Origin of the sequence: Myxococcus sp. AB025B, assembly GCF_006518215.1 — a bacterium.
Classification (GTDB): domain Bacteria; phylum Myxococcota; class Myxococcia; order Myxococcales; family Myxococcaceae; genus Myxococcus; species Myxococcus fulvus.
Map to the genome: position 1 here is coordinate 1 of NZ_SRLW01000120.1, position 19,339 is coordinate 19,339.

Below are 19,339 nucleotides of genomic sequence, written 5' to 3' on the forward strand. Positions count from 1 at the left end.
CACCACCACCCGCACCCCCATGGCCTCCATCCGCGCGCACACGAAGGGAGGCGCCCACGCCGCGTCCGCGCGGCCGGAGAGCAGGTCCTTGGCGAGCGTCTCGTAGCTCGACGCGACGCTCACCTCCACCAGCTTGCCCATGGCCCGCTGGAGGAAGGCCGCCAGCCGGTCCGCGCGCTCCCGCGCCGTTTCACTGCCCAATGACGGCGGCAGTCCGAAGCGGAACGAGTGTCGGGTCGCGGAAGGGACTTGAAGGGTCATGACCGCCCCCTGATTACCCCTCCCTGCCCAGTCGCGCCACTTCGTCGTCGGCCAGACCGAACGTCGCCTGGAGCAGGTCCAGGATTCGCTGCTCCGGCAGGCTGGGCTCCCCGCCCGCGTGGGCAATCTTCGTGGCCAGCCGGAAGGCCTTCACCCGCTGGGTGTGCGTCGTCAGGCCGTGGGCCAGCACCTGGAGCCGCTGGGGCAGCCCCTCGGCGGCCAGGGCCGACACCGCCTCGCTCACGAAGCTCTGCGCGCGCTCCGGGCTGACGTTCTCGAACAGGGGGTCCGCCGCGAAGCTCTCCACCAGCGCCCGGGCCTCGGCCTCCTTCAGCCGCCCGTCCGCCGCGCTCACCAGCACCATGACCTCCGCGAACAGCCGCTCCAGCGGCTCGCCCAGCGCCTCCGCCAGGCTGCCGCCGTTCTCGATGACGTCGATGATCTGCGCCACCTCGTCCTCGGAGATGCCCAGCGCGGCCTGGAACGTCTTCAAGAGCCCCAGCTCCGTGCGCGTGGCCCGCTGGTCCGCCAGCGCCACCGCCGCCGCCAGCCCGAACGCCAGCATCCGGTTCTTGTGGTCCGGCAGCCGCCGCCGCAGCGACGCCAGCACGTCCTCCAAATCCCGCGCCTCCGACAGGCGGACCGCGCTGGTCTCCACCAGCGCGTTGAGCTCCTCCGGGCGCGTGCCCTCGAACTCCGGCCGCTCCAGCACACGGCTGATCAACGTCTGCATCTCCCGCTGAGAGACACGGCCGTCCGCCATCGCCGCCAGCAACATCACCTCCACCAGCGCGGCGTTGCGTTCCTTGCGCGCGCTCACTGCCTGCTCTCGAGCCATGGGCTGGCTCCCCCTTGCGTGTCCTGCGTGTCTTGAGTGGGCGCCCCCGACTCGGCCCCGCCGGCGTTGAGCGGGTCCGGGTTGAGCGTCCGGTCCATCAGGTGCGACGGCCGCACGTTGGCCATCGCGTTCAGCACGCTCTGACGGACGTTGGGAATCTCCTTGCCCAGCTCCTCCATCAGCTTCTGCATCCGCTTGCGCTGCAGGTTCTCCTGCGTGCCGCACAAGTCGCACGGGATGATGGGGAAGGCCTTCAGCTCCGCGAACCTCGCGATGTCCTTCTCCGGCGCGTAGCACAGGGGCCGGATGACCACGTTGCGCCCGTCGTCGCTCTTGAGCAGCGGCGGCATCGCCTTGATGGAGCCGGCGAAGAACAGGTTCAGCAGGAGCGTGTGGATGAGGTCGTCGCGGTGGTGGCCCAGCGCAATCTTGTTGCAGCCGAGTTCCACCGCCGCCGTGTAGAGGATGCCCCGGCGCATGCGCGAGCAGACCGCGCACTGCGTCTTCCCCGGCGGGGTCTTCTCCAGGACGATGCTGTACGTGTCCTCCTTGAGCAGCTTGTACGCGTAGCCCTCGCGCTGGAAGTACGCCTCCAGGATGTGGCCGGGGAATCCCGGGTGTCCCTGGTCCAGGTTCACCGCGAGCAGGTCGAACTTCACCGGCGCGCGGCGCTGCAGCTCCCGGAGCAGGTAGAGCATGGTGTAGGAGTCCTTGCCTCCGGACACACCCACCATGATGCGGTCCCCGTCCTCGATGAGGCGGTGGTCCGCGATGGCTCGGCCCATGTGGCCAAGCAGACTCTTCTCCAGGCGCTGGACGTCATTCATCGGCGTGGCCATCCTAGCGGCGGCCCGGGAAAAAACACGTCATTCAGGCGGTCCGGTCCGCTAGCCTGCTCAGCTCGATGCCTACCTACCCGCAGGGTGACGTGGACGTGGTGGATGCCGCAGGGGCCCAAAGCGCCCTCCAGAAGCTGGAGGCGGCGCGTGAGCTGGCCGTGGACCTGGAGGCCGACTCCATGCACGCCTTCCGCGCCCGGCTGTGCTTCCTCCAGGTGGCCACGGACCTGGACGTCTTCCTCTTCGACACGCTCCAGCCCGACGTGGAGGCCCGGCTGCTCGCCCCGCTGCTGGCCGACCCGGAGCGCACCAAGTACTTCCACGCGGCGCAGGGCGACCTGCAGTTCCTCGCGGAGGCGGGCGTGCGCGTGCGGGGCCTGTTCGACACGCACCGCGCCGCGACGCTGCTGGGCTGGCCCAAGGTGGGCCTGGCGGACGTGGCCCGCGAGAAGCTGGGCGTGGAGCTTCCCAAGGAGCACCAGCAGTCGGACTTCTCGCTGCGCCCGCTGCCCCCAGGCATGCATACCTACATCGCCAACGACGTGCGCTACCTGTGCGAATTGGGCCGGCAGGTGCGGCAGGCGTGCATCGACGCGGACATCCTGGAAGAGGTGACGCTCGACTGCGAGCGGCTGTGTGACGAGGCCGTCGCCCGACCCGACGTGGGCGCGGACTTCAAGCCCAAGCTGCCGCGCACCGGGCTGTCCCCCACGCAGTTCACCCTGGCGAACGCGATTGCGCACGCGCTGCACAAGAAGCGGCTGGAGTGGGCGGAGCAGGAGAACGTGCCCATGGGGCGCATGCTCTCCAACATGGCGCTGGCGGACATCGCCACGCGGCTGCCCTCCACGCCCAAGGACCTGGCGCGCGCGGCCGGCGTGCGGGGCGTCTTCGTGCGGGCCCATGGCGACGAGGTGCTCGCCATCGTCCGCGAGCAGCGCGAGAAGTCGCAGAAGGGCGAGCTGGCGCCGGAGCGCGAGAACAAGGGCCCCAAGGACTCCAACCGCCGCAAGCGCGAGGATGCGCTCAAGGCGTTCCGCGTGGAGAAGGCCACCGAGCGCAAGGTGACGCCGAGCGTGGTGCTCACCAACCCGCTGATGGACGCGCTGCTCAGCCAGCCTCCCACGAACCTGGAGGAGCTCGCCCGGGTGCCCTACCTCGGCGAGAAGCGGCTGAAGCTGTACGGCCCCGCCCTCATCGAGGTGCTCGCCGCCTTCCCCGTGCAGGGCGGCTGACGCACCGCGCGTTCGTTCAGGGGCGCGTCACCCAAGACCCCCATCGAGGCGCTACCGTCCCTGTCGCGGCGGTGATGGAATGGACCCCATCACGCGTCGCATGTGTCGGACGGGACGGAGCTCCTCGATGCGGTTGGGACAGCTTGGCGCCATCCTCGGACTCTGGCTGACGCTCCTCCACGTGGGGTGCCTGGGGGGCTCACGCGACGCGGCGCCCACGCCGATGCCTCGCCCTCGCGTCGTGCCCGCGCCCGTGGAGACGCCCCAAGCGCTCGTGCCCCCAGGGCTGCGCCTGGAGGCCGGCGTGCGTCCCACGCGGCAGTCGGTGACGCTGGAGCTGGACCCGCGCCAGGAGACGTTCCGCGGCGAGGTGGACGTGGAGCTGTCCCTGTCGGAGCCCACGCGCGTGCTCTGGCTGCACGGCACCGAGCTGGCGCTGCAACGCGCGCACGTCCAGACGGCGGATGCGCGCGTGCCGGTGGAGGCGATGCCGGTGGGCGAGGACCTGCTCGCCTTCGTCGCGCAGGCGCCGCTTCCGCCGGGCACCGTCACGCTGCACGTCGAGTTCTCGGGCCGCGCGTACGACAAGGAGGACAGCGGCGTCTTCCGTGAGCAGGAGGAGGGCCGCTGGTACGCGATGACGCAGTTCCAGCCGCTGTACGCGCGGCGCGCCTTCCCCTGCTTCGACGAGCCCGGCTTCAAGATTCCCTGGTCGCTCACCCTGCGCGTGCGCGCGGAGGACACGGCCTTCTCCAACATGCCCGTGCGGGCCGAGGAGCCAGGGGCCGAGGGCTGGAAGACGGTGCGCTTCCAGACGACGCCGCCCTTGCCCACGTACCTGGTGGCCTTCGCGGTGGGGCCCTTCGACGAGGTGGACGCGGGCACGGCGGGCGAGGCGAAGGTGCCGGTGCGCATGCTGGTGCCCCGCGGGCGGGGAGCGGAGGCCGCGTACGCCGCGTCCGTGACCGCGCCGCTGCTCGCCCATCTGGAGGAGTGGTTCGGCTCGCCCTATCCGTACTCGAAGCTGGATGTGCTCGCGGTGCCGGGGCTCGTGGGCGGAGCCATGGAGCACCCGGGCCTCATCACCTTCGGCGTGCCGCTGATGCTCCGCACGCCGGAGACGGACACGCTGTGGCGACAGCGCGGCTTCGCCGAGACGCAGGCGCACGAGCTGGCGCACCAGTGGTTCGGCAACCTGGTCACGCCCGCGTGGTGGGACGACCTGTGGCTCAACGAGTCCTTCGCGGACTGGCTCGCCTTCAAGATGGTGAAGCGCTGGCAGCCCGGGTGGCGCGCGGACGTTCGCCGCGTGGAGGCGCGCGGGCAGGCGATGCAGGAGGACTGGCTCGTCACCGCGCGCAGCATCCGCCAGCCGATTGAGTCACCCGGCGACATCCACGGCGCGTTCGACGGCATCACCTACGGCAAGGGCGCCGCGGTGCTCGCGATGTTCGAGTCGTGGGTGGGACAGGACGCGTTCCAGCGCGGCGTGCGCCACTACCTGCGCACCCACGCGCGCGGCACCGCCACCACGGGGGACTTCTTCCACGCGCTGTCGCTCGAGGCCGGGCAGGACGTGGCGCCCGCGTTCTCCACCTTCCTGGACCAGCCCGGCGTGCCGCTCGTCGCCATGACGCTCCAGTGCCCCAAGGGCGGCGCGCCCCGGCTCGCGCTGGAGCAGAAGCGCTACCTGCCCCTCGGCGCGAAGGACACCTCCGGGACGCGGGATTGGCGCGTGCCGCTGTGCGTGCGCTACGCGGTGGGCGCGAAGGAGGGCCGCGCGTGCACGGTGCTCACCGGCGCCCGTGACACCCTGGAGCTACCCGAGGCGAAGGGCTGCCCGGACTGGGTGCACCCCAACGCGGACGCGCGCGGCTACTACCACGCGCTCCTGCGGGGGGATGGGCTGGAGAAGCTCGCGCGACGCGGCGGGGCACGCCTCACCGTTCCCGAGCGGCTGGTGCTGATGGCGGATGCGCGGGCGCTCGTCGGCAGCGGCGAGCTGGACGTCGGCCAGGCGCTCACGCTGGTGGCACGGCTGGGCGAGGGCGAGGCGGAGCTGGTCAGCAGCGCGGCGGAGGTGGTGGACAGCGTGCATCGGGACCTGGTGCCGGACTCGCTGCGCTCGCACCGGGCGCGCTTCGTGCGCGGGCTCTTCGGCGGACGTGCGCGCGCGGTGGGCTTCGTGTCGCGCCCCGGGGAGAGTGAAGAGACGCGGCTGATGCGCCCTTCCCTGCTGTCGATGGCGACGACCGAGGGCGAGGACCCGAGGCTGCGCGCCGAGGCGCGACGGCTCACGCTGCGGTGGCTCCAGGACCGGAGCACGCTCGCGCCCGAGGACCGGGCCACCGTCCTCAACGCGGCCGCCGCGGCGGGTGACGCCGAGCTGCACGAGCGCCTGCGCGCGGCCGCGCGCACCGCCACCGACGAGGAGCGCCGGCTGCTGCTCGCCACGCTCGGCGGCTTCCGCGACGTGGCGCTCGCGAAGAAGAGCCTGGAGCTGCTGCTGGACGCGCAGGTGGACACGCGCGAGGCGCTGGCCATCCTCTTCGGCCTCCTGTCGGAGGCGCCCACCCGCGAGGTGGCCTTCACCTTCCTGCACGAGCACTTCGACGCCCTGCGCGAGCGACTGCCCCGCGACCTCACCACGTGGCTGCTCGGCGGCGGCGGGTTCTTCTGCGACGCCGCGCACCGCGACGAGGTGGCCCGGGTGTTCGGCCCGCGCGCCCGCGACGTCGAGGGCGGCGAGCGCGTGCTGGCCCAGTCGCTGGAGCGCGTGGACCAGTGCATCGCGCAGCGCGAGGCCCTGCGCCCCGGGCTCACGCGCTTCCTCGCGCGCTACTGACGTCAGCGCTTGCGCGCGAGCATCATCCCGTCACGCACCGTCAGCAGCACCGGCTCCACGCGCGCGTCCGCCACGACCTTCGCGTTGAAGGCCACCATCGCGTGGTCCGACTCCGACTCCGGGCTGAGCACGCGCCCGGACCACAGCACGTTGTCCGCGACCAGGAGCCCGCCCGGACGCACCAGCGGCACCGCCGCGTCCCAATAGGCGCCGTAGTTCCCCTTGTCCGCGTCGATGAAGACGAGGTCGAAAGGCCCCCGCAGCGTCTTCAGGGTTTCCAGGGCAGGCCCGAGTCGAAGCTGGATTTTCCGACCCTGCGGACTCCTGGCGAAGAAGGCGCGCGCGATTTCCGCCGTCTCGGGATTGATGTCACAGGTGATGAGCTCGCCGTCGTCCGGGAGCCCCTCCGCCATCATCAGAGCGGAGTATCCCGTGAAGGTCCCGATTTCCAGGACGCGCCTCGCACTCGTGAGTGAGACGAGCATTTTCAGGAAGGCGCCCTCGACGGGGCCCACCTGCATTCCGGGAGAGGTCGTGCGCGACTGGGTGATGTCCTTGAGTTCCTCGAACAGTGGCGCGGGTGCCGCGGTGTGCGCGCGGGCGTACTCCTCGATTTCATTCGGGACGAGCGTGAGCTTCGGCATGGTGAACGTTTAACATCGGGCATCCCATGGCCCACTTCCAGTTGCTCCGCCGCTCGGCGTGCATACCCTGGTGGGCGCAACGGAGGTGCCTGCGATGACGGGAGCGAGACTGGGCGGTGCTCGCGCGGACGTGTCGCGCTGCATCGATGCGAGCCTCCAGTGTCAGGCGTCGTGCGAGGCGGGCATGGCGCGCCTGCTGGCCCAGGGCCAGACGTTGAGCAGCGCCTCCGTGCGAGCGCTGCGGCAGTGCGCGGAGCTGTGCGAGCTCAACGTGCGCGCGCTGCGCAAGGAGAGCCGGCTGGCGCGGCACACCACCAACCTGTGCTTCGAGCTGAGCAACCAGGTGGCCCGCGCGGCCTGGCTGGACGCGGACGACGCCAGCTCGTACTCGCTCGCCCGGGACGCGCTGCGGCTCGCCCGCTCGTGCCGCCCGCTGCTGTTCTCGTTCTGAGCCGCGATACATCCGCCGGAGCCCACGCTAGGCTCGGCGTCAGATGAATTGCATCTACAACCCGACCATCAACTTCCTGTTCATCCTCGGGCTGGTGTTCTCCGTCCTCCCGGCGCGTGGCCAGACCGCCGCCGCGCCCTTGGTGTCCGCCGAGCGGCTGGTGGGCACCTGGGGTGCCGAGCGAATCCTCGGTCCCCAGGTCCGGGGCGAGCTGACGCTGACGCGCGAGGGGGACACGTGGCGCGCGCGCGTCGCCGGCTTCGAGGCTCCGGCGCGCGTGGAGGGCACGAAGGTCTCCGTCGTCCTCCCGGGTGGACAGGGCGAGCTGCGCGCCACGCGCTCGAAGGACGGCAAGCGCATCCGAGGCCACTGGATTCAGCCGCGAGTCCAGATGAGCGGCATGAAGTTCGCCTCGCCGGTGGAGCTGCGTGCGCTGCGCGCGGACGTGTGGCGTGGACAGGTGGCTCCGCTGGAGGACCGGTTCTCGCTGTACCTGGTGGTGCGCGAGGAGACCGACGGCACCGTGAGCGCCTTCCTGCGCAACCCCGAGCGCAACGTGGGCAACCGGGTGCTGTTCCGCGTGAGCGTCGAGGGCAACACCGTGCGACTGACGCCGACGAAGGGCGGGGCCACGTACCAGGGGACGTTCGACGCGGACTCGGAGCGGCTGTCGCTGCACTACCCGCCCTTCGAGACGACGTTCGACTTCACGCGGCGGGAGCGCTCACAGGCGGTGGGTCTGTACGCGCGCACGCCCGCGCCGGGCCCCTACGTCTACCGGCCGCCTGTCGCCGAGGATGACGGCTGGAAGACGGCGTCGCTCGCGGACGTGGGCATGGACGCGCAGCCGCTGCGTGAGCTGGTGCAGCAGATTCTCGACCAGGAGCCGAGCCCGGAGTCGGCGCCGGCCATCCAGGGCCTGCTGGTCGCGCGACGCGGGAAGCTGGTGGTCGAGGAGTACTTCCAGGGCTTCGACAAGGAGCGTCCGCATGACCTGCGCTCGGCGGCGAAGACCTACGCCTCCGTGCTGGTGGGCATCGCGCTGGACCAGGGCGCCCCCTTCACCGTCGACACGCCCGTCCTCTCGCTGCTCCCCGAGTACCAGGGCAAGGTGGCGCACCTGGACGAGCGCAAGCGCAGGCTCGACGTGGCGCACCTGATGTCGATGTCCACGGGGCTGGCGTGTGACGACGATGACGCGGAGTCCCCGGGCAACGAGGACCGGCTCGAGGACTCCGTGCCGGATTGGTACAAGTACACGCTGGACCTGCCCATGGTGTCCGAGCCGGGGACGAAGGGCGTGTACTGCTCGGCGAACATCAACCTGGTGGGCGGCGTGCTGCGCAACACCACGAAGCGGTGGATTCCGGAGTTCTTCACCGAGCACCTCGCCACGCCGCTCCAGATGCGCGACTACCACCTGGACCTGATGCCGGACGGAGAGCAGTACCTGGGCGGCGGCATCTACATGCGCCCGCGCGACGCGCTGAAGCTCGGGCAGCTGTACCTCTCGGGAGGAACGTGGAACGGCCGGCGCGTGGTGAGCAAGCGCTGGGTGGAGCAGTCCATCGCGAAGCACGCGACGATGAACGAGCAGCAGACCTACGGCTACACGTGGTGGCGCCACGAGCTGAAGGTCGGCGAGCGCGTGTTCTCCGAGTACGAGGCCTGCGGCAACGGCGGCCAGCTCGTGATGGTCGTCCCCGAGCTGGACCTCGTCGTGATGTTCACCGCCGGCAACTACAACCACGTCGCGCTCTGGCGGAAGTTCCGCGAGGAGCTGCTGCCCCGCTTCATCATGGCCGCGGTGCGCTCCGGGAAGTGAGCGCGGCGCGGTTCAGAGCGTGATGCCGTAGAGCGCGCCGTACTTCGAGCGCAGGTGCGTGAGGAAGTCCGCGTCGGTGAGCCCCTGCCCCGTCACCACGCGCATCCGCTCCTCGGCTGGCAGGCGGAAGCCGTGCCGGTGCACCCGCTCTCGCAGCCAGTCGCGAAGGGACAACATCTTCCCCTGACGAAGCTGCGCGTCCAGGTCCGTCAGCTCCCGTCCGGCGACGCGGTAGAGCGACGCCGCGTAGAGGTTGCCCAGCGAGTACGTGGGGAAGTAGCCCAGCTCGCCCCAGGCCCAGTGGATGTCCTGGAGCACGCCCTGCGTGTCATCCGGCGGCGTCACGCCGAGGTAGCGCTCCATGCGCTCGTTCCAGGCGGCGGGCACGTCGTCCAGCGGGAGCGCGTCGCGAAAGAGCAACAGCTCCAGTTCGTAGCGCACGGCGATGTGCAGGTTGTACGTCACCTCGTCGGACTCGATGCGGATGAGCGACGGCCGCACCTCGTTCACCGCCGCGAGGAAGTCCTCCAGGTCCACGCCCTTCAGCGCCTCCGGGAAGCTGTCGCGCAGCAGCGGGAAGTAGTGCTCCCAGAACGGCCGGCCTCGGCCCACCTGGTTCTCCCACAGCCGTGACTGCGACTCGTGCAGCCCCATCGACGGAGACGCCGCCAGCGGAGTGCGGTGCAACTCCGGCGCGAAGCCCTGCTCGAACAGCCCGTGCCCCGCTTCATGGATGGTGCTGAAGATGGCCGACAGCGGGTTCGACTCATCCACGTGCGTGGTGAGCCGCACGTCGAGCGCATGCGTGCCACCCGTGAACGGATGGATGCTCAAGTCCTGCCGTCCCGCCTCCAGGTCGAAGCCGAGGTCCTCGAGCAGCTTCAACGTGAAGCGCCACTGCGCGTCCTTGTCGAAGCGGCGCCCGTCGAACACGGGGCGCGGACGCTTCCCCGTCCCGGTGAGCTTGCCCACCATGGGCACCAGCTGCTCGCGCAGCGCCGTGAGCACCGGCGTCAGCCGGGAGACCCGCATGCCCGGCTCGTACCCCTCCAGCAGGGCGTCATACCGCTCACCGTCATGTCCGTAGGCGTCCGCCTGCTCGCGGCGCAGCGACAACAGCCGCTGGAGCGCGGGCTGGAACCGGGCGAAGCGGCGCTCCTTGCGGGCCTCCCGCCAGGCGTGGAGGCCATGGCTCTGGGCCTCGGCCAGGGCACGCACCAGGGCGGCGGGCACGCGCACCTCGCGCTCCCGTTCCCGCTGGAGCACGGCCACCATGGCCTGCTCGTCCTGGGTCAGCCCGGGCTCCGTGGTGGCCTGGGAGAGGGCCTCCCCCAGCCTCGGGTCCACCAGCCGCTCGTGGTGGAGCCCCTGGAGGGTGGAGAGCTGCTGGGCGCGGGCCGGACCCGCCTTGGAGGGCAGGTACGTCTCCTGGTCCCACGTGGCGAGGCCGATGAGCCCCTGGAGGTCCTTCAGCTCCTGCATCCGGGAGAGCAGCCAGGTATCCATGGGGACTCTATAGCGCGCCTCACCCCGGACTTCCGCCCCGGAGGACACAAGGGTATGAGGGCCCGGCAATGGCCAATGTCCTCCAGTTCTTCATGACCCCCGACGACGAGCTCGCCTTCTTCCGCTACCTGGAGCGCTTCGTGCTGGAGGTGTACCCCCGCCGCGTCCCGGAGGACTGGGTGACGTTCCGCGCCCACCAGGACCACATGGACCGGCTGCCCCAGGAGGACATGTATTTGGTGGCCAGCGAGATTGGCCCCGCCATCGTCGACAAGGTGAAGCGCGGCCCTGACAAGGGCAGCTGGCGCGTGGACGAGGTGCGCTCCCCCGTCATCTTCATGGAGCGCTGCCGCACCAACGAGGAGGGCGAGCTGGTCTCCGGCAAGCTCTGGGCGGAGCTGGACATCACCGCGCAGACGGGCCGCAAGAACGCGGCGCCGGACCGCTTCCGGGGCCTGTTCCTCGAAATCGAGGAGCACGTGAAGAAGACGTACCGCCGGGGCCAGCCGAAGGACTTCTTCGTCGGCCCCAAGGCGGCCCGCCTCTACAAGGAGGGACTGGTGCTTCGCGACTCCCAGTTCCGCGGCGGCACGGTCAACGTCTACAAGTAGCCGCCCGCCGCGCGGGGCGCTTCAGCTCCCCGTGTTGAGCGCCAGGGCCTTGCGCAGCTGCGGGGCCTCGTTGAGGAACTTCAGGTCCGGGTGCTTGTCCTCGGCGTGCTGGAGCGCCCAGTCGTCGCGGAAGAGGACCAGCGGCAGCCCGTCGCGGTCCTGCACCGTCTGACGGTTGCCCTCCCAGTCGAAGGACTTGGGGTCGAAGTTGGGCCCCACCACCCAGCGCGCGTGGCTGAAGGGCAGCCGGTCCAGGGCGATCTTCGCCCCGTACTCGTGCTCCAGCCGGTACTGGAGGACCTCGAACTGGAGCGCGCCGACCACGCCGACAATCGGGTCCTTCATGCCCATGGCCAGCTGCTGGAAGATTTGAACCGTGCCCTCTTCCGACAGCTGCTCCAGGCCCTTCTCCATCTGCTTGCGGCGCAGCGGGTCCTTGGAGCGCACCACGGCGAAGTACTCGGGGCTGAAGCGCGGCACGCCCTCGAACTCCACGTCCGTGCCCTCGGCGAGCGTGTCGCCGATGCGGTACTGCCCCGGGTCGAACAGGCCGATGACGTCCCCGGGCCACGCGTCCTCAATCGCGGTGCGCTCGGCGGCCATGAACTGGCTGGGCTTGGCCAGGCGCACCTCCTTGCCCAGGCGCGAGTGGTACGCGTTCATGCCCTTGACGTAGCGGCCGCTCACCACGCGCATGAAGGCGATGCGGTCGCGGTGCGCGGGGTCCATGTTCGCCTGAATCTTGAAGACGAAGCCCGCGAACCTGGGGTTGTTCGGCTCGCGCGGTCCGTTCGTCGTGGGGCGCGAGGTGGGCGCGGGGGCCAGGTCCAGGAACGCGTCGAGGAACGGGCGCACGCCGAAGTTCGTCATCGCGCTGCCGAAGAACATGGGCGTCAACTGCCCCGCGTCGCTCTTCTCGCGGGTGAACTCGTCCCCGCCGATGTCGAGCAGCTCGATGTCCTCGTGCAGCTTCGCCAGCTCCGCCTCGGTGAGCACCGTCTTGATTTCCTCCGAGTCGATGGAGACCGAGCGCTCGGCGACCTCCGACTCGCCGTGGGAGCCCTCCGCGGAGAAGACGTGGACCACGCGGGCCTGCCGGTCGTAGACGCCGCGGAACTCCGGCCCCATGCCGATGGGCCAGTTCATCGGGTACGAGCGGATGCCGAGCACCTGCTCCAGCTCGTTCATCAGCTCGAGCGGCTCGCGGCCGTAGCGGTCCAGCTTGTTGACGAAGGTGAAGATGGGGATGCCGCGCATGCGGCAGACCTTGAAGAGCTTCTTGGTCTGCGGCTCGACGCCCTTGGCGGCGTCGATGAGCATCACCGCCGAGTCCGCCGCGGCCAGCGTGCGGTAGGTGTCCTCGGAGAAGTCCTGGTGGCCCGGGGTGTCCAGCAGGTTGACCGCGTGGTCCCGGTAGGAGAACTGGAGGACGGACGAGGTGACGGAGATGCCGCGCTCCTTCTCCAGCTCCATCCAGTCGCTGGTCGCGTGGCGCCGCGCGCGCTTGGCCTTGACGCTGCCGGCCAGGTGGATGGCGCCGCCGTAGAGCAAGAGCTTCTCGGTGAGCGTGGTCTTACCCGCGTCGGGGTGGGAGATGATCGCGAAGGTGCGCCGCCGGGCGACCTCCCTGTCGAGCTCGTTCGTCATGACCCGAGGCCAACTACCACGGGCCGTGTTTCCTTGCAGCCAGCAAGGAGCCCCTGGCGGTCCGCCCGACGCCCGTGGGAGGGTCCGTCCACACTTTCTCGCCCCTGGAGGCAGCCATGCAGCGGACCCACCACTCGACAGGTACTCCCTGGGAGCCCCGCGTGGGCTACTCGCGCGCGGTGCGCGTGGGCCCCTTCGTCTCCGTCTCCGGCACCACCGCCACCGACGCCCAGGGCCAGGTGGTGGGCCCCGGGGACGCCTACCTCCAGGCCATGCAGACCCTGCGAAACATCGAGTCCGCGCTGAAGGCCGTGGGCGCCAGCCTGAAGGACGTGGTGCGCACGCGCATGTACGTCACGGACATCTCCCGATGGGAGGAGGTGGGCCGCGCCCACGGGGAGTTCTTCGCCGCCATCCGCCCCGCCACGTCGATGGTGGAGGTGAGCAAGCTCATCGACCCGGCGATGCTGGTGGAGATTGAAGCGGACGCCATCGTGGCGGACGCGCCGGCTCCGACGCCCTGAGGAGCGAGCGCTCCCCTGTCCGCCCGGTGTCCCGGGTCGGGGTGGCCGCCTGGGACTCGACGCTCCAAGTTGGAGGGAGCCATGGGCGTCGAATGGAAGGACAACATCAGCCTCGCGGACGCGCTGGAGCGCGTGGCGGACCTGCTCGAGCAGCAGGACGCCATGCCCTTCCGGGTGTCGGCCTACCGCAAGGCGGCGGCGACGGTGGGGAAGTGGCCGGACTCCGTGGCGGAGCTGCTCGCGTCCAAGGGTGAGGCGGGCCTCCGGGAGCTGCCCGGGGTGGGCAAGAGCATCGCGGCCTCCATCGCGGAGCTGGTGCGCACCGGGCACCTGGGGCTCCTGCAGCGCCTGGAGGACGAGTCCTCTCCCGAGCAGCTGCTCGCCAGCGTGCCGGGCATCGGACCGGAGCTCGCGCGGCGCATCCATGAGGAGCTGGGGGTGCGCACACTCGAGGAGCTGGAGCAGGCGGCGCACGACGGGCACCTGGAGGCGGTGGAGGGCTTCGGTCCGCGTCGCGGGCAGCAGGTGCGCGACCTGCTGGCGGCGCGGCTGGGCCGCAACCGGCGCGGGCTGGCGCGAAAGCAGGAGAGGCAGGAGGAAGGCGGTCCCCAGCCGGACGTCGGGCTGCTGCTCCAGGTGGACGAGGAGTACCGCCGGCGCGCCGAGGCCGGCGAGCTGCGCACCATCGCGCCCCGGCGCTTCAACCCCACGGGCGAGGCGTGGCTGCCGGTGCTGCGGCGCAAAGTGGACGGGTGGAGCGTGCGCGCGCTGTTCTCCAACACGGCGCTCGCGCACCAGCAGGACGCGACGCGCGAGTGGGTGGTGCTCTACTTCGACAAGGACGGCGACGAGGGCCAGTGCACCGTCGTCACCGCGCACGGCGGGCCGCTGGATGGACGGCGCGTCGTGCGGGGCCGCGAGGTGGAGTGTCTGGCCTACTACGGCGTGGAGTCCGAGGAGACGGAGGCGCCGCCTCCCGGCGCGTGAGCGCGGCCCTCCACGCCACGTCCCGCCGCGAGACTCCGTGCGGGACGTGACACCGCGTCTCAGGGCGCCGGGAAGTAGAGCTCCACGGTGGAGACCGCGCCGCTCGAGCCCAGCCCTCCGGTGACGAGCAACCGGTCCGAGCCCGCCAGGCGCGTCACCGCCGCGCTCGACAGCGGATTGGACAGCGCGCCCGCGGACGTCCACAGGCCGGTGGCCGGGTCATACACCTCGGAGGTGGGCAACAGCCCCGTGGCCGCGCCCGCGTCTCCGCCCATGACGAGCACGCGGCCCGAGGGCAGCACCGACGCCATCGCCCCGTAGCGGCTGCTCGACATGGGCGCCACCGGCATCCACAGGCCCAGCGCGGGCTCGTAGATTTCGGCCGAGGCCAACGCGCCTCCCTGCCCCCAGCCGCCCGCCACCAGCACGCGGCCTCCCGGCAGCGACACCGCGACGTGGCCATAGCGCGTGCCCGACATCGAGCCTGCGGGAGACCACACCCCGGTGTTCATGTCGTAGAGCTCCGCGGTGGCCGTGTCCCCCGTGGGCGTGGTGCCACCAGCCACCAGCACGTGGCCCGACAACAACATCGTCGCGGTGTGGTTGATGCGCTTCACGCTCATCGAGCCCGTCGCGCGCCAGGTGCCCGACGGCGGGTCATACAGCTCCGCCGTGGCCTGGATGCTGCCGAAGCTCGACGAAGCCCTTCCCCCCGTCACCAGCACCTGCCCGGACAAGAGCAGCGTCGCGGTGTGCCGCGAGCGCGTCCCCGCGAGCGCGCCGGTGGTGCTCCACAGGCCGGTGTCCGGGTTGTACACCTCGGCGGAGGACAGGTAGGACGACCCGGAGGCCTGACCTCCCGCCACCAGCACCCTGCCCGAGGGCAGCACCGTCCCGGTGTGCAGGAAGCGCGGGGTGACGAGGCTGCCCGTCGCCGTCCACGTGGCCTGGGCCTCGTCATACAGCTCCGCGCCGCCCAGGCCCGCGCCGCCCATCGTCCCGCCCGCCACCAGCACCTTGCCGGACCCCAGGAGCGACGCCGTGTGCTGATAGCGCGTCGTCGCCATGCTCGTGGTGAGGCGCCACGGCGGCGTGGGCACCGAGTACCGCTCGGCCGTGGCGGAGCGCTGCACGCTGTCGGGGCTTCCGCCCGTGACGAGCACGTCGCCCTGGACCAGCAGCGTCGCCGTGTGGCCCAGCCTGCTCGTGCTCATGGACGCCACCTGCGTCCAGCGCCCCTGCGCCGGGTCATACAGCAGCGCCGTCTCCAGGTAGGGCTCGTTGCCGTCCGAGCCTCCGGCGACGAGCACCTCGCCCGAGTGCAGGAGCGTGGCCGTGTGCTGCGCGCGCTCCGCCGGCAGGGCCTGCGTGACGGGGCTCCAGCTCCCCATGCCCGGGTCGAACACCTCCACGCCGCGCGTCGCGGTGAACTCGTCCACGAAACCGCCCACCACCAGCACCTTGCCGGACAACAGCAGCGTCGCCGTGTGGCCCGCGCGCGCCACGAGCAGACTCGCCGCGACGGTCCACGTCCCGGTGGACGGCTCGTACAGCTCCGCGTCGCGCAGGAACGCGCCCCGAGGCCCCTGTCGTCCGCCCACCACCAGCACCCGCCCGTTGGGCAGCAGCGTCGCCGTGTGGCCCACGCGCGGCCTGCGCAGCGCCCCCGTCTGGGACCACGTGCCCGTGGCCGAGTCATAGAGCTGCGCGCTCGCCAGCCCCGCGCCCGCGCCGTTCTCCCCACCCACCACCAGCACCTTGCCGTTGCCGAGCAACGTCGCCGTGTGGCCCGAGCGCAGCGAGTCCAGGCTGCCCGTCGGCGCCCACGAGCCCAGCGACGGCTCATACAGCTCCGCGGTGCCCGTGGCCGACGCCGCCGAGTCGCCCCCCACCACCAGCACCTTGCCGTTGCCCAGGAGCGTCGCCGTGTGTCGCCGCCGCGCCGCGTTCAGCGTGCCGCCCGTGAGCCAGCGCGCGCCCGCCACGTCATACAGCTCCGCGCTCGTGGAGGACTGCCCCCCCACCACCAGCACGTTGCCGGAGCGCAGCACCGTCGCCGTGTGGTCCACCCGCTGCAACGTCATGCTCGCCGTCAACGACCAGCCCAGCTCCGGCACGGGCGCGGCGGACAGCCCCGCCCCCCTGGCTTCCGACGGCTCTGCAAATTCTTCGTGTGAGCATCCCGTGAGGACAAGCGCCGTCACCAGCGCGGCCAGGTGGCCGAGCCTGATACATCGTTTCATGGAGGGAGGTCCTTTCCCGAGGGGGATGTGGAGCCCGATGGCCCGCACAGGGCGGCGCTTAACCCAATCCCTGGGAGCGAGGCCAATCCAGCCTCTGAAAAAACACGTCCCACCCCTGCGACAGGTGGGGTTGATACACCCCACCGCCGAGTCGACAAGCGCCCGTCCGCCCGGCGGAACCGGGCGACATGAAAGGGATTAGCTGCTGGCCGAGGTGTAATGGCCGATGGAGCGAATCCAGACGCGCCGCGCCACCCACGCGAAGAGCGCCGAGCCCACCACCGCGCCGACGAGGGACACCGTCGGCAGCCGGCCCAACATGGCTTCGGCCGGGAAGGTGGTCATCAGGGCGAGGGGAATCACGTAGGTGAAGACGAGCGTCAACGCGCCGCGCGCCACGCCCTTGAACACGGACGAGGGCCACCGCGCGAAGTCGAAGATGGACGAGAAGAGGAAGGTGAGGTTGTCCACCCGGACGACGAAGAACGCGGCGCTCACCGTCAATATCCACAGCGAGTACAACAGCAGCGTGCTGGTGCCCAGCAGCAGCACGGACGCGAGGAGCCCCAGGGGTGACGGCCCGCGGCCCAGCAGCAGGAAGGCGTAGACGAACAGGCCCAGGCCGGTGAGCACGTTGAAGGCGCGCCACGGCAGGAAGCGCTGTGTCGACACGAGGAACTGCGCGTCCGCGGGCTTGAGCAGCACGAAGTCCAGCGTGCCCTTGCGGATGTGCTCCACCACGCCCGTGAGGCTGGGGTTGATGGCCCCCTCGAGCACGCCTTGCAGCAGGGTGAACCAGCCCACCACGAGCAGCGACTCGCCGAAGGTCCACCCCTCCACCGCCGGCCGTCGCCCGTAGACGACGAACAGCGGCGCCAGCGCGGTGAAGACCCAGCACAGGGACGTGAAGCCCTCGGTGAGGAAGTCCGCCCGGTACTGGAGCGCCTGGAGCCCGGAGGCCTTGAGCTGTACGCCGAGCAGTCGCAGATAACGCCGCACCATTCCCCCTACCCTCCGAACGCCGCGAAGCGCTTCACGCCCTGCTTCCAGAGCGTCACCGCCACGACGCCCATCCCCAGCACCCACGCCCACTGCCGCGCGAGCAGCCCCAGCGCCGTGGGCAGGTCATGCGCGCTCGTCATCAGCTCCACCGGCAGGCCCATCTGGTAGCGGAACGGCAGCCAGTCGATGAGCGTGCGCAGCCCCTCGGGCAAGAGCTCCACCGGGTACATGTAGCCGGAGCAGACGAAGAAGAGGACCATCCAGACCTCCATCATCTTCTGGCTGCTGTCCATGAAGAGGCTCAGCGCGCCGATGGCCACGTTGGCCAGGAAGGTGATCGCCCAGCCGCCCAGCACCGCGAGGATGAACAGGGCCCAGCCCCACGCGTGCTGGGGCACCGCCTTGTCGGCGCCCACCAGCGCCACGCTCACCAGCACCACCGGCACCGCGACCACGACGCGCATGGGGAAGCCCGCGACGTTCTCCGACGCGTAGGCCCACAGGGGCGACACGGGGCGCAACAGGCGCATGGCCAGCGTGCCCTGCTTCACCTCCCAGTTGATGAGCCACGCGGCCCAGGCGCTGGTGAGCTGGCGCACCGCGAAGGTGGCCAGGAAGTAGCTGACGAAGTCCACCTGGCCGTAGTTGCCCACGGGCGCGTCCTTGGACACCGCCATCCACAGCACCATGTTGACCAGCGGCATGGTGGTGGACAGCACCCAGACGAACATCTCCGCGCGGTAGGCAATCGACTCGGCGAAGCCCACGCGCAGCATGGTGGGCAGGGCGCGCAGCACGCCTCGGGCGCTCACGCCGGCACCACCTGGGCCGTCGCCTCGCGGCGGGTCTTGTTCTCGGCGAACAGCTCGCTCATGACCTCCTCGAGCGGCGCGTTCTCCACCGTGAGGTCCGTCACCGGCAGGCCCGACAGGGCGCGGGAGATGGTGGCGTTGACCGCGTCCTGGCGCACCTGGAGCACCGCCATCCCCGCCTCGTGCGTCACCAGCTTGCCCAAAGGCTCCAGCCGGCTTGCCTCCACCTGCTCGGACAGGCGCAGCACCACGCGCTTCTCCGGGCGCACGCGCTGCACCAGCGCGTCCAGGCTGCCGTCGTAGGAGAGCAGCCCCTTGTCGATGACGATGACGCGCGGGCACAGGGCGGCCACGTCGTCCATGTAGTGGCTGGTGAGGATGAGCGTGGCGCCGTACTTCTCGTTGTAGTCCTTGATGAAGGTCCGCATGGTGGCCTGCATGGACACGTCCAGGCCGATGGTGGGCTCGTCCAGGAACAGCACGCGGGGGCGGTGGATGAGGGCCGCGGCCAGCTCGCACTTCATGCGCTCGCCCAGGGACAGCTGCCGGGTGGGCTTGCCGATGAGGTCGCCAATCTCCAGGAGGCCCACCAGCTCGTCCAACGTCTGCTTGTATTGGGCGGCGGGCACGTCGTAGATGGCGCGGTTGAGCTCGAAGGTCTCCGCCGGTGGTAGGTCCCACAGGAGCTGCTGCTTCTGCCCCATGACGAGCATGATTTTCTTGAGGAACGCCTCCTCGCGCAGGCGCGGCACGTGGCCGTCGACGCGGACCTCGCCCTCGGACGGGTGCAAGAGGCCGGAGAGGACCTTGAGCGTCGTGGTCTTCCCGGCGCCGTTGGGGCCCAGGAAGCCCACGCGCTCGCCGGGGCGGATGTCGAAGGAGATGCCATCCACGGCCTTCACGGAGGTGTAGGTGCGGTGGAAGAGCGAGCGGAGGGCCGCCTTGAGGCCAGGCGGGCGCTTGTGGACTTTGTAGTGCTTGCGCAGCCCTTGGACGGAGATCATGTGCGACAAGGGTTTAACGCGGACGCCCCCGGGTGGCGACCGTGGAGTTGAGCAAGTGGCGCGGT

17 protein-coding genes are annotated in these 19,339 nt (G+C 70.6%); 7 read left to right on the plus strand and 10 right to left on the minus strand.

Features of this window, described 5'->3' with window-relative positions:
- The 3 genes from FL311_RS20745 to ttcA form a co-directional block, all read right to left on the minus strand.
- Positions 1–261: PhnD/SsuA/transferrin family substrate-binding protein (locus tag FL311_RS20745; RefSeq protein ID WP_141327405.1), on the minus strand; the 261-nt coding region annotated here is incomplete at its 3' end.
- 13 nt (positions 262–274) lie between these two features.
- The gene (locus FL311_RS20750; RefSeq protein ID WP_141327406.1) at positions 275–1,099 is read right to left on the minus strand and encodes a TerB family tellurite resistance protein; all 825 of its coding nucleotides are present in this window, start codon (positions 1,097–1,099) and stop codon (positions 275–277) included.
- Positions 1,078–1,938 carry a tRNA 2-thiocytidine(32) synthetase TtcA gene (gene ttcA / locus FL311_RS20755; protein ID WP_141327409.1) on the minus strand — a complete coding sequence of 287 codons (861 nt, stop codon included), beginning with the start codon at positions 1,936–1,938 and terminating at the stop codon, positions 1,078–1,080. Before ttcA ends, FL311_RS20750 begins: the two co-directional genes overlap by 22 nt.
- A 65-nt stretch (positions 1,939–2,003) precedes the next feature.
- On the opposite strand from ttcA, the gene FL311_RS20760 reads away from it, so the two are divergent.
- Positions 2,004–3,173 (plus strand): ribonuclease D, encoded by a 1,170-nt coding sequence (locus tag FL311_RS20760; RefSeq protein WP_141327411.1) that lies wholly within the window; start codon positions 2,004–2,006, stop codon positions 3,171–3,173.
- A 127-nt stretch (positions 3,174–3,300) separates the two neighbouring features.
- On the plus strand, positions 3,301–6,018 hold the full coding sequence (locus FL311_RS20765; protein WP_141327413.1) for a M1 family metallopeptidase: 2,718 nt from the start codon (positions 3,301–3,303) through the stop codon (positions 6,016–6,018).
- 2 nt (positions 6,019–6,020) lie between these two features.
- Here FL311_RS20765 and FL311_RS20770 read toward each other — a convergent pair whose 3' ends face one another.
- The gene (locus FL311_RS20770) at positions 6,021–6,662 is read right to left on the minus strand and encodes an O-methyltransferase (protein WP_141327415.1); all 642 of its coding nucleotides are present in this window, start codon (positions 6,660–6,662) and stop codon (positions 6,021–6,023) included.
- Between the two features lie 94 nt (positions 6,663–6,756).
- On the opposite strand from FL311_RS20770, the gene FL311_RS20775 reads away from it, so the two are divergent.
- Both FL311_RS20775 and FL311_RS20780 read left to right on the plus strand, forming a co-directional pair.
- A complete protein-coding gene (locus FL311_RS20775; protein ID WP_046715845.1) occupies positions 6,757–7,113 on the plus strand; it encodes a hypothetical protein in 357 nt (118 codons plus the stop codon).
- A gap of 43 nt (positions 7,114–7,156) precedes the next feature.
- Entirely contained in the window at positions 7,157–8,938 is a 1,782-nt protein-coding gene (locus FL311_RS20780) for a serine hydrolase (RefSeq protein WP_141327417.1), read from the plus strand.
- A 12-nt stretch (positions 8,939–8,950) separates the two neighbouring features.
- On the opposite strand, the gene FL311_RS20785 is transcribed toward FL311_RS20780, so the two are convergent.
- Complete coding sequence (locus tag FL311_RS20785; RefSeq protein WP_141327419.1) at positions 8,951–10,444, minus strand: carboxypeptidase M32; 1,494 nt, start codon at positions 10,442–10,444, stop codon at positions 8,951–8,953.
- 68 nt (positions 10,445–10,512) lie between these two features.
- On the opposite strand from FL311_RS20785, the gene FL311_RS20790 reads away from it, so the two are divergent.
- Positions 10,513–11,055 (plus strand): hypothetical protein, encoded by a 543-nt coding sequence (locus FL311_RS20790; RefSeq protein WP_141327421.1) that lies wholly within the window; start codon positions 10,513–10,515, stop codon positions 11,053–11,055.
- Positions 11,056–11,076: 21 nt separating this feature from the next.
- Here the strand turns inward: FL311_RS20790 and FL311_RS20795 are convergent, their stop codons facing one another.
- Positions 11,077–12,702: a peptide chain release factor 3 gene (locus FL311_RS20795; protein WP_141327423.1), complete on the minus strand. Its 1,626-nt coding sequence runs from the start codon at positions 12,700–12,702 to the stop codon at positions 11,077–11,079.
- A 116-nt stretch (positions 12,703–12,818) separates the two neighbouring features.
- On the opposite strand from FL311_RS20795, the gene FL311_RS20800 reads away from it, so the two are divergent.
- Both FL311_RS20800 and FL311_RS20805 read left to right on the plus strand, forming a co-directional pair.
- Complete coding sequence (locus FL311_RS20800) at positions 12,819–13,226, plus strand: RidA family protein (protein ID WP_141327424.1); 408 nt, start codon at positions 12,819–12,821, stop codon at positions 13,224–13,226.
- A gap of 81 nt (positions 13,227–13,307) precedes the next feature.
- On the plus strand, positions 13,308–14,213 hold the full coding sequence (locus tag FL311_RS20805; RefSeq protein WP_194869289.1) for a helix-hairpin-helix domain-containing protein: 906 nt from the start codon (positions 13,308–13,310) through the stop codon (positions 14,211–14,213).
- Positions 14,214–14,272: 59 nt separating this feature from the next.
- Here the strand turns inward: FL311_RS20805 and FL311_RS20810 are convergent, their stop codons facing one another.
- From FL311_RS20810 to FL311_RS20825, 4 genes are all read right to left on the minus strand, one after another.
- Entirely contained in the window at positions 14,273–16,456 is a 2,184-nt protein-coding gene (locus FL311_RS20810; RefSeq protein ID WP_141327426.1) for a kelch repeat-containing protein, read from the minus strand.
- A gap of 198 nt (positions 16,457–16,654) precedes the next feature.
- Positions 16,655–17,458 carry an ABC transporter permease gene (locus tag FL311_RS20815; RefSeq protein ID WP_141327427.1) on the minus strand — a complete coding sequence of 268 codons (804 nt, stop codon included), beginning with the start codon at positions 17,456–17,458 and terminating at the stop codon, positions 16,655–16,657.
- A 5-nt stretch (positions 17,459–17,463) separates the two neighbouring features.
- On the minus strand, positions 17,464–18,270 hold the full coding sequence (locus FL311_RS20820; protein WP_141327428.1) for an ABC-2 family transporter protein: 807 nt from the start codon (positions 18,268–18,270) through the stop codon (positions 17,464–17,466).
- The gene (locus FL311_RS20825) at positions 18,267–19,274 is read right to left on the minus strand and encodes an ATP-binding cassette domain-containing protein (protein ID WP_141327429.1); all 1,008 of its coding nucleotides are present in this window, start codon (positions 19,272–19,274) and stop codon (positions 18,267–18,269) included. The genes FL311_RS20820 and FL311_RS20825 overlap by 4 nt, the downstream gene beginning before the upstream one ends.
- Positions 19,275–19,339 lie beyond the last annotated feature (65 nt).

Coding starts and splice junctions, on each gene's coding strand:
- FL311_RS20750 (WP_141327406.1), bottom strand. CDS start 1,099: ATGGCTCGAGAGCAGGCAGTGAGCGCGCGCAAGGAACGCAACGCCGCG.
- ttcA (WP_141327409.1), bottom strand. CDS start 1,938: ATGGCCACGCCGATGAATGACGTCCAGCGCCTGGAGAAGAGTCTGCTT.
- FL311_RS20760 (WP_141327411.1), top strand. CDS start 2,004: ATGCCTACCTACCCGCAGGGTGACGTGGACGTGGTGGATGCCGCAGGG.
- FL311_RS20765 (WP_141327413.1), top strand. CDS start 3,301: ATGCGGTTGGGACAGCTTGGCGCCATCCTCGGACTCTGGCTGACGCTC.
- FL311_RS20770 (WP_141327415.1), bottom strand. CDS start 6,662: ATGCCGAAGCTCACGCTCGTCCCGAATGAAATCGAGGAGTACGCCCGC.
- FL311_RS20775 (WP_046715845.1), top strand. CDS start 6,757: ATGACGGGAGCGAGACTGGGCGGTGCTCGCGCGGACGTGTCGCGCTGC.
- FL311_RS20780 (WP_141327417.1), top strand. CDS start 7,157: ATGAATTGCATCTACAACCCGACCATCAACTTCCTGTTCATCCTCGGG.
- FL311_RS20785 (WP_141327419.1), bottom strand. CDS start 10,444: ATGGATACCTGGCTGCTCTCCCGGATGCAGGAGCTGAAGGACCTCCAG.
- FL311_RS20790 (WP_141327421.1), top strand. CDS start 10,513: ATGGCCAATGTCCTCCAGTTCTTCATGACCCCCGACGACGAGCTCGCC.
- FL311_RS20795 (WP_141327423.1), bottom strand. CDS start 12,702: ATGACGAACGAGCTCGACAGGGAGGTCGCCCGGCGGCGCACCTTCGCG.
- FL311_RS20800 (WP_141327424.1), top strand. CDS start 12,819: ATGCAGCGGACCCACCACTCGACAGGTACTCCCTGGGAGCCCCGCGTG.
- FL311_RS20805 (WP_194869289.1), top strand. CDS start 13,308: ATGGGCGTCGAATGGAAGGACAACATCAGCCTCGCGGACGCGCTGGAG.
- FL311_RS20810 (WP_141327426.1), bottom strand. CDS start 16,456: ATGAAACGATGTATCAGGCTCGGCCACCTGGCCGCGCTGGTGACGGCG.
- FL311_RS20815 (WP_141327427.1), bottom strand. CDS start 17,458: ATGGTGCGGCGTTATCTGCGACTGCTCGGCGTACAGCTCAAGGCCTCC.
- FL311_RS20825 (WP_141327429.1), bottom strand. CDS start 19,274: ATGATCTCCGTCCAAGGGCTGCGCAAGCACTACAAAGTCCACAAGCGC.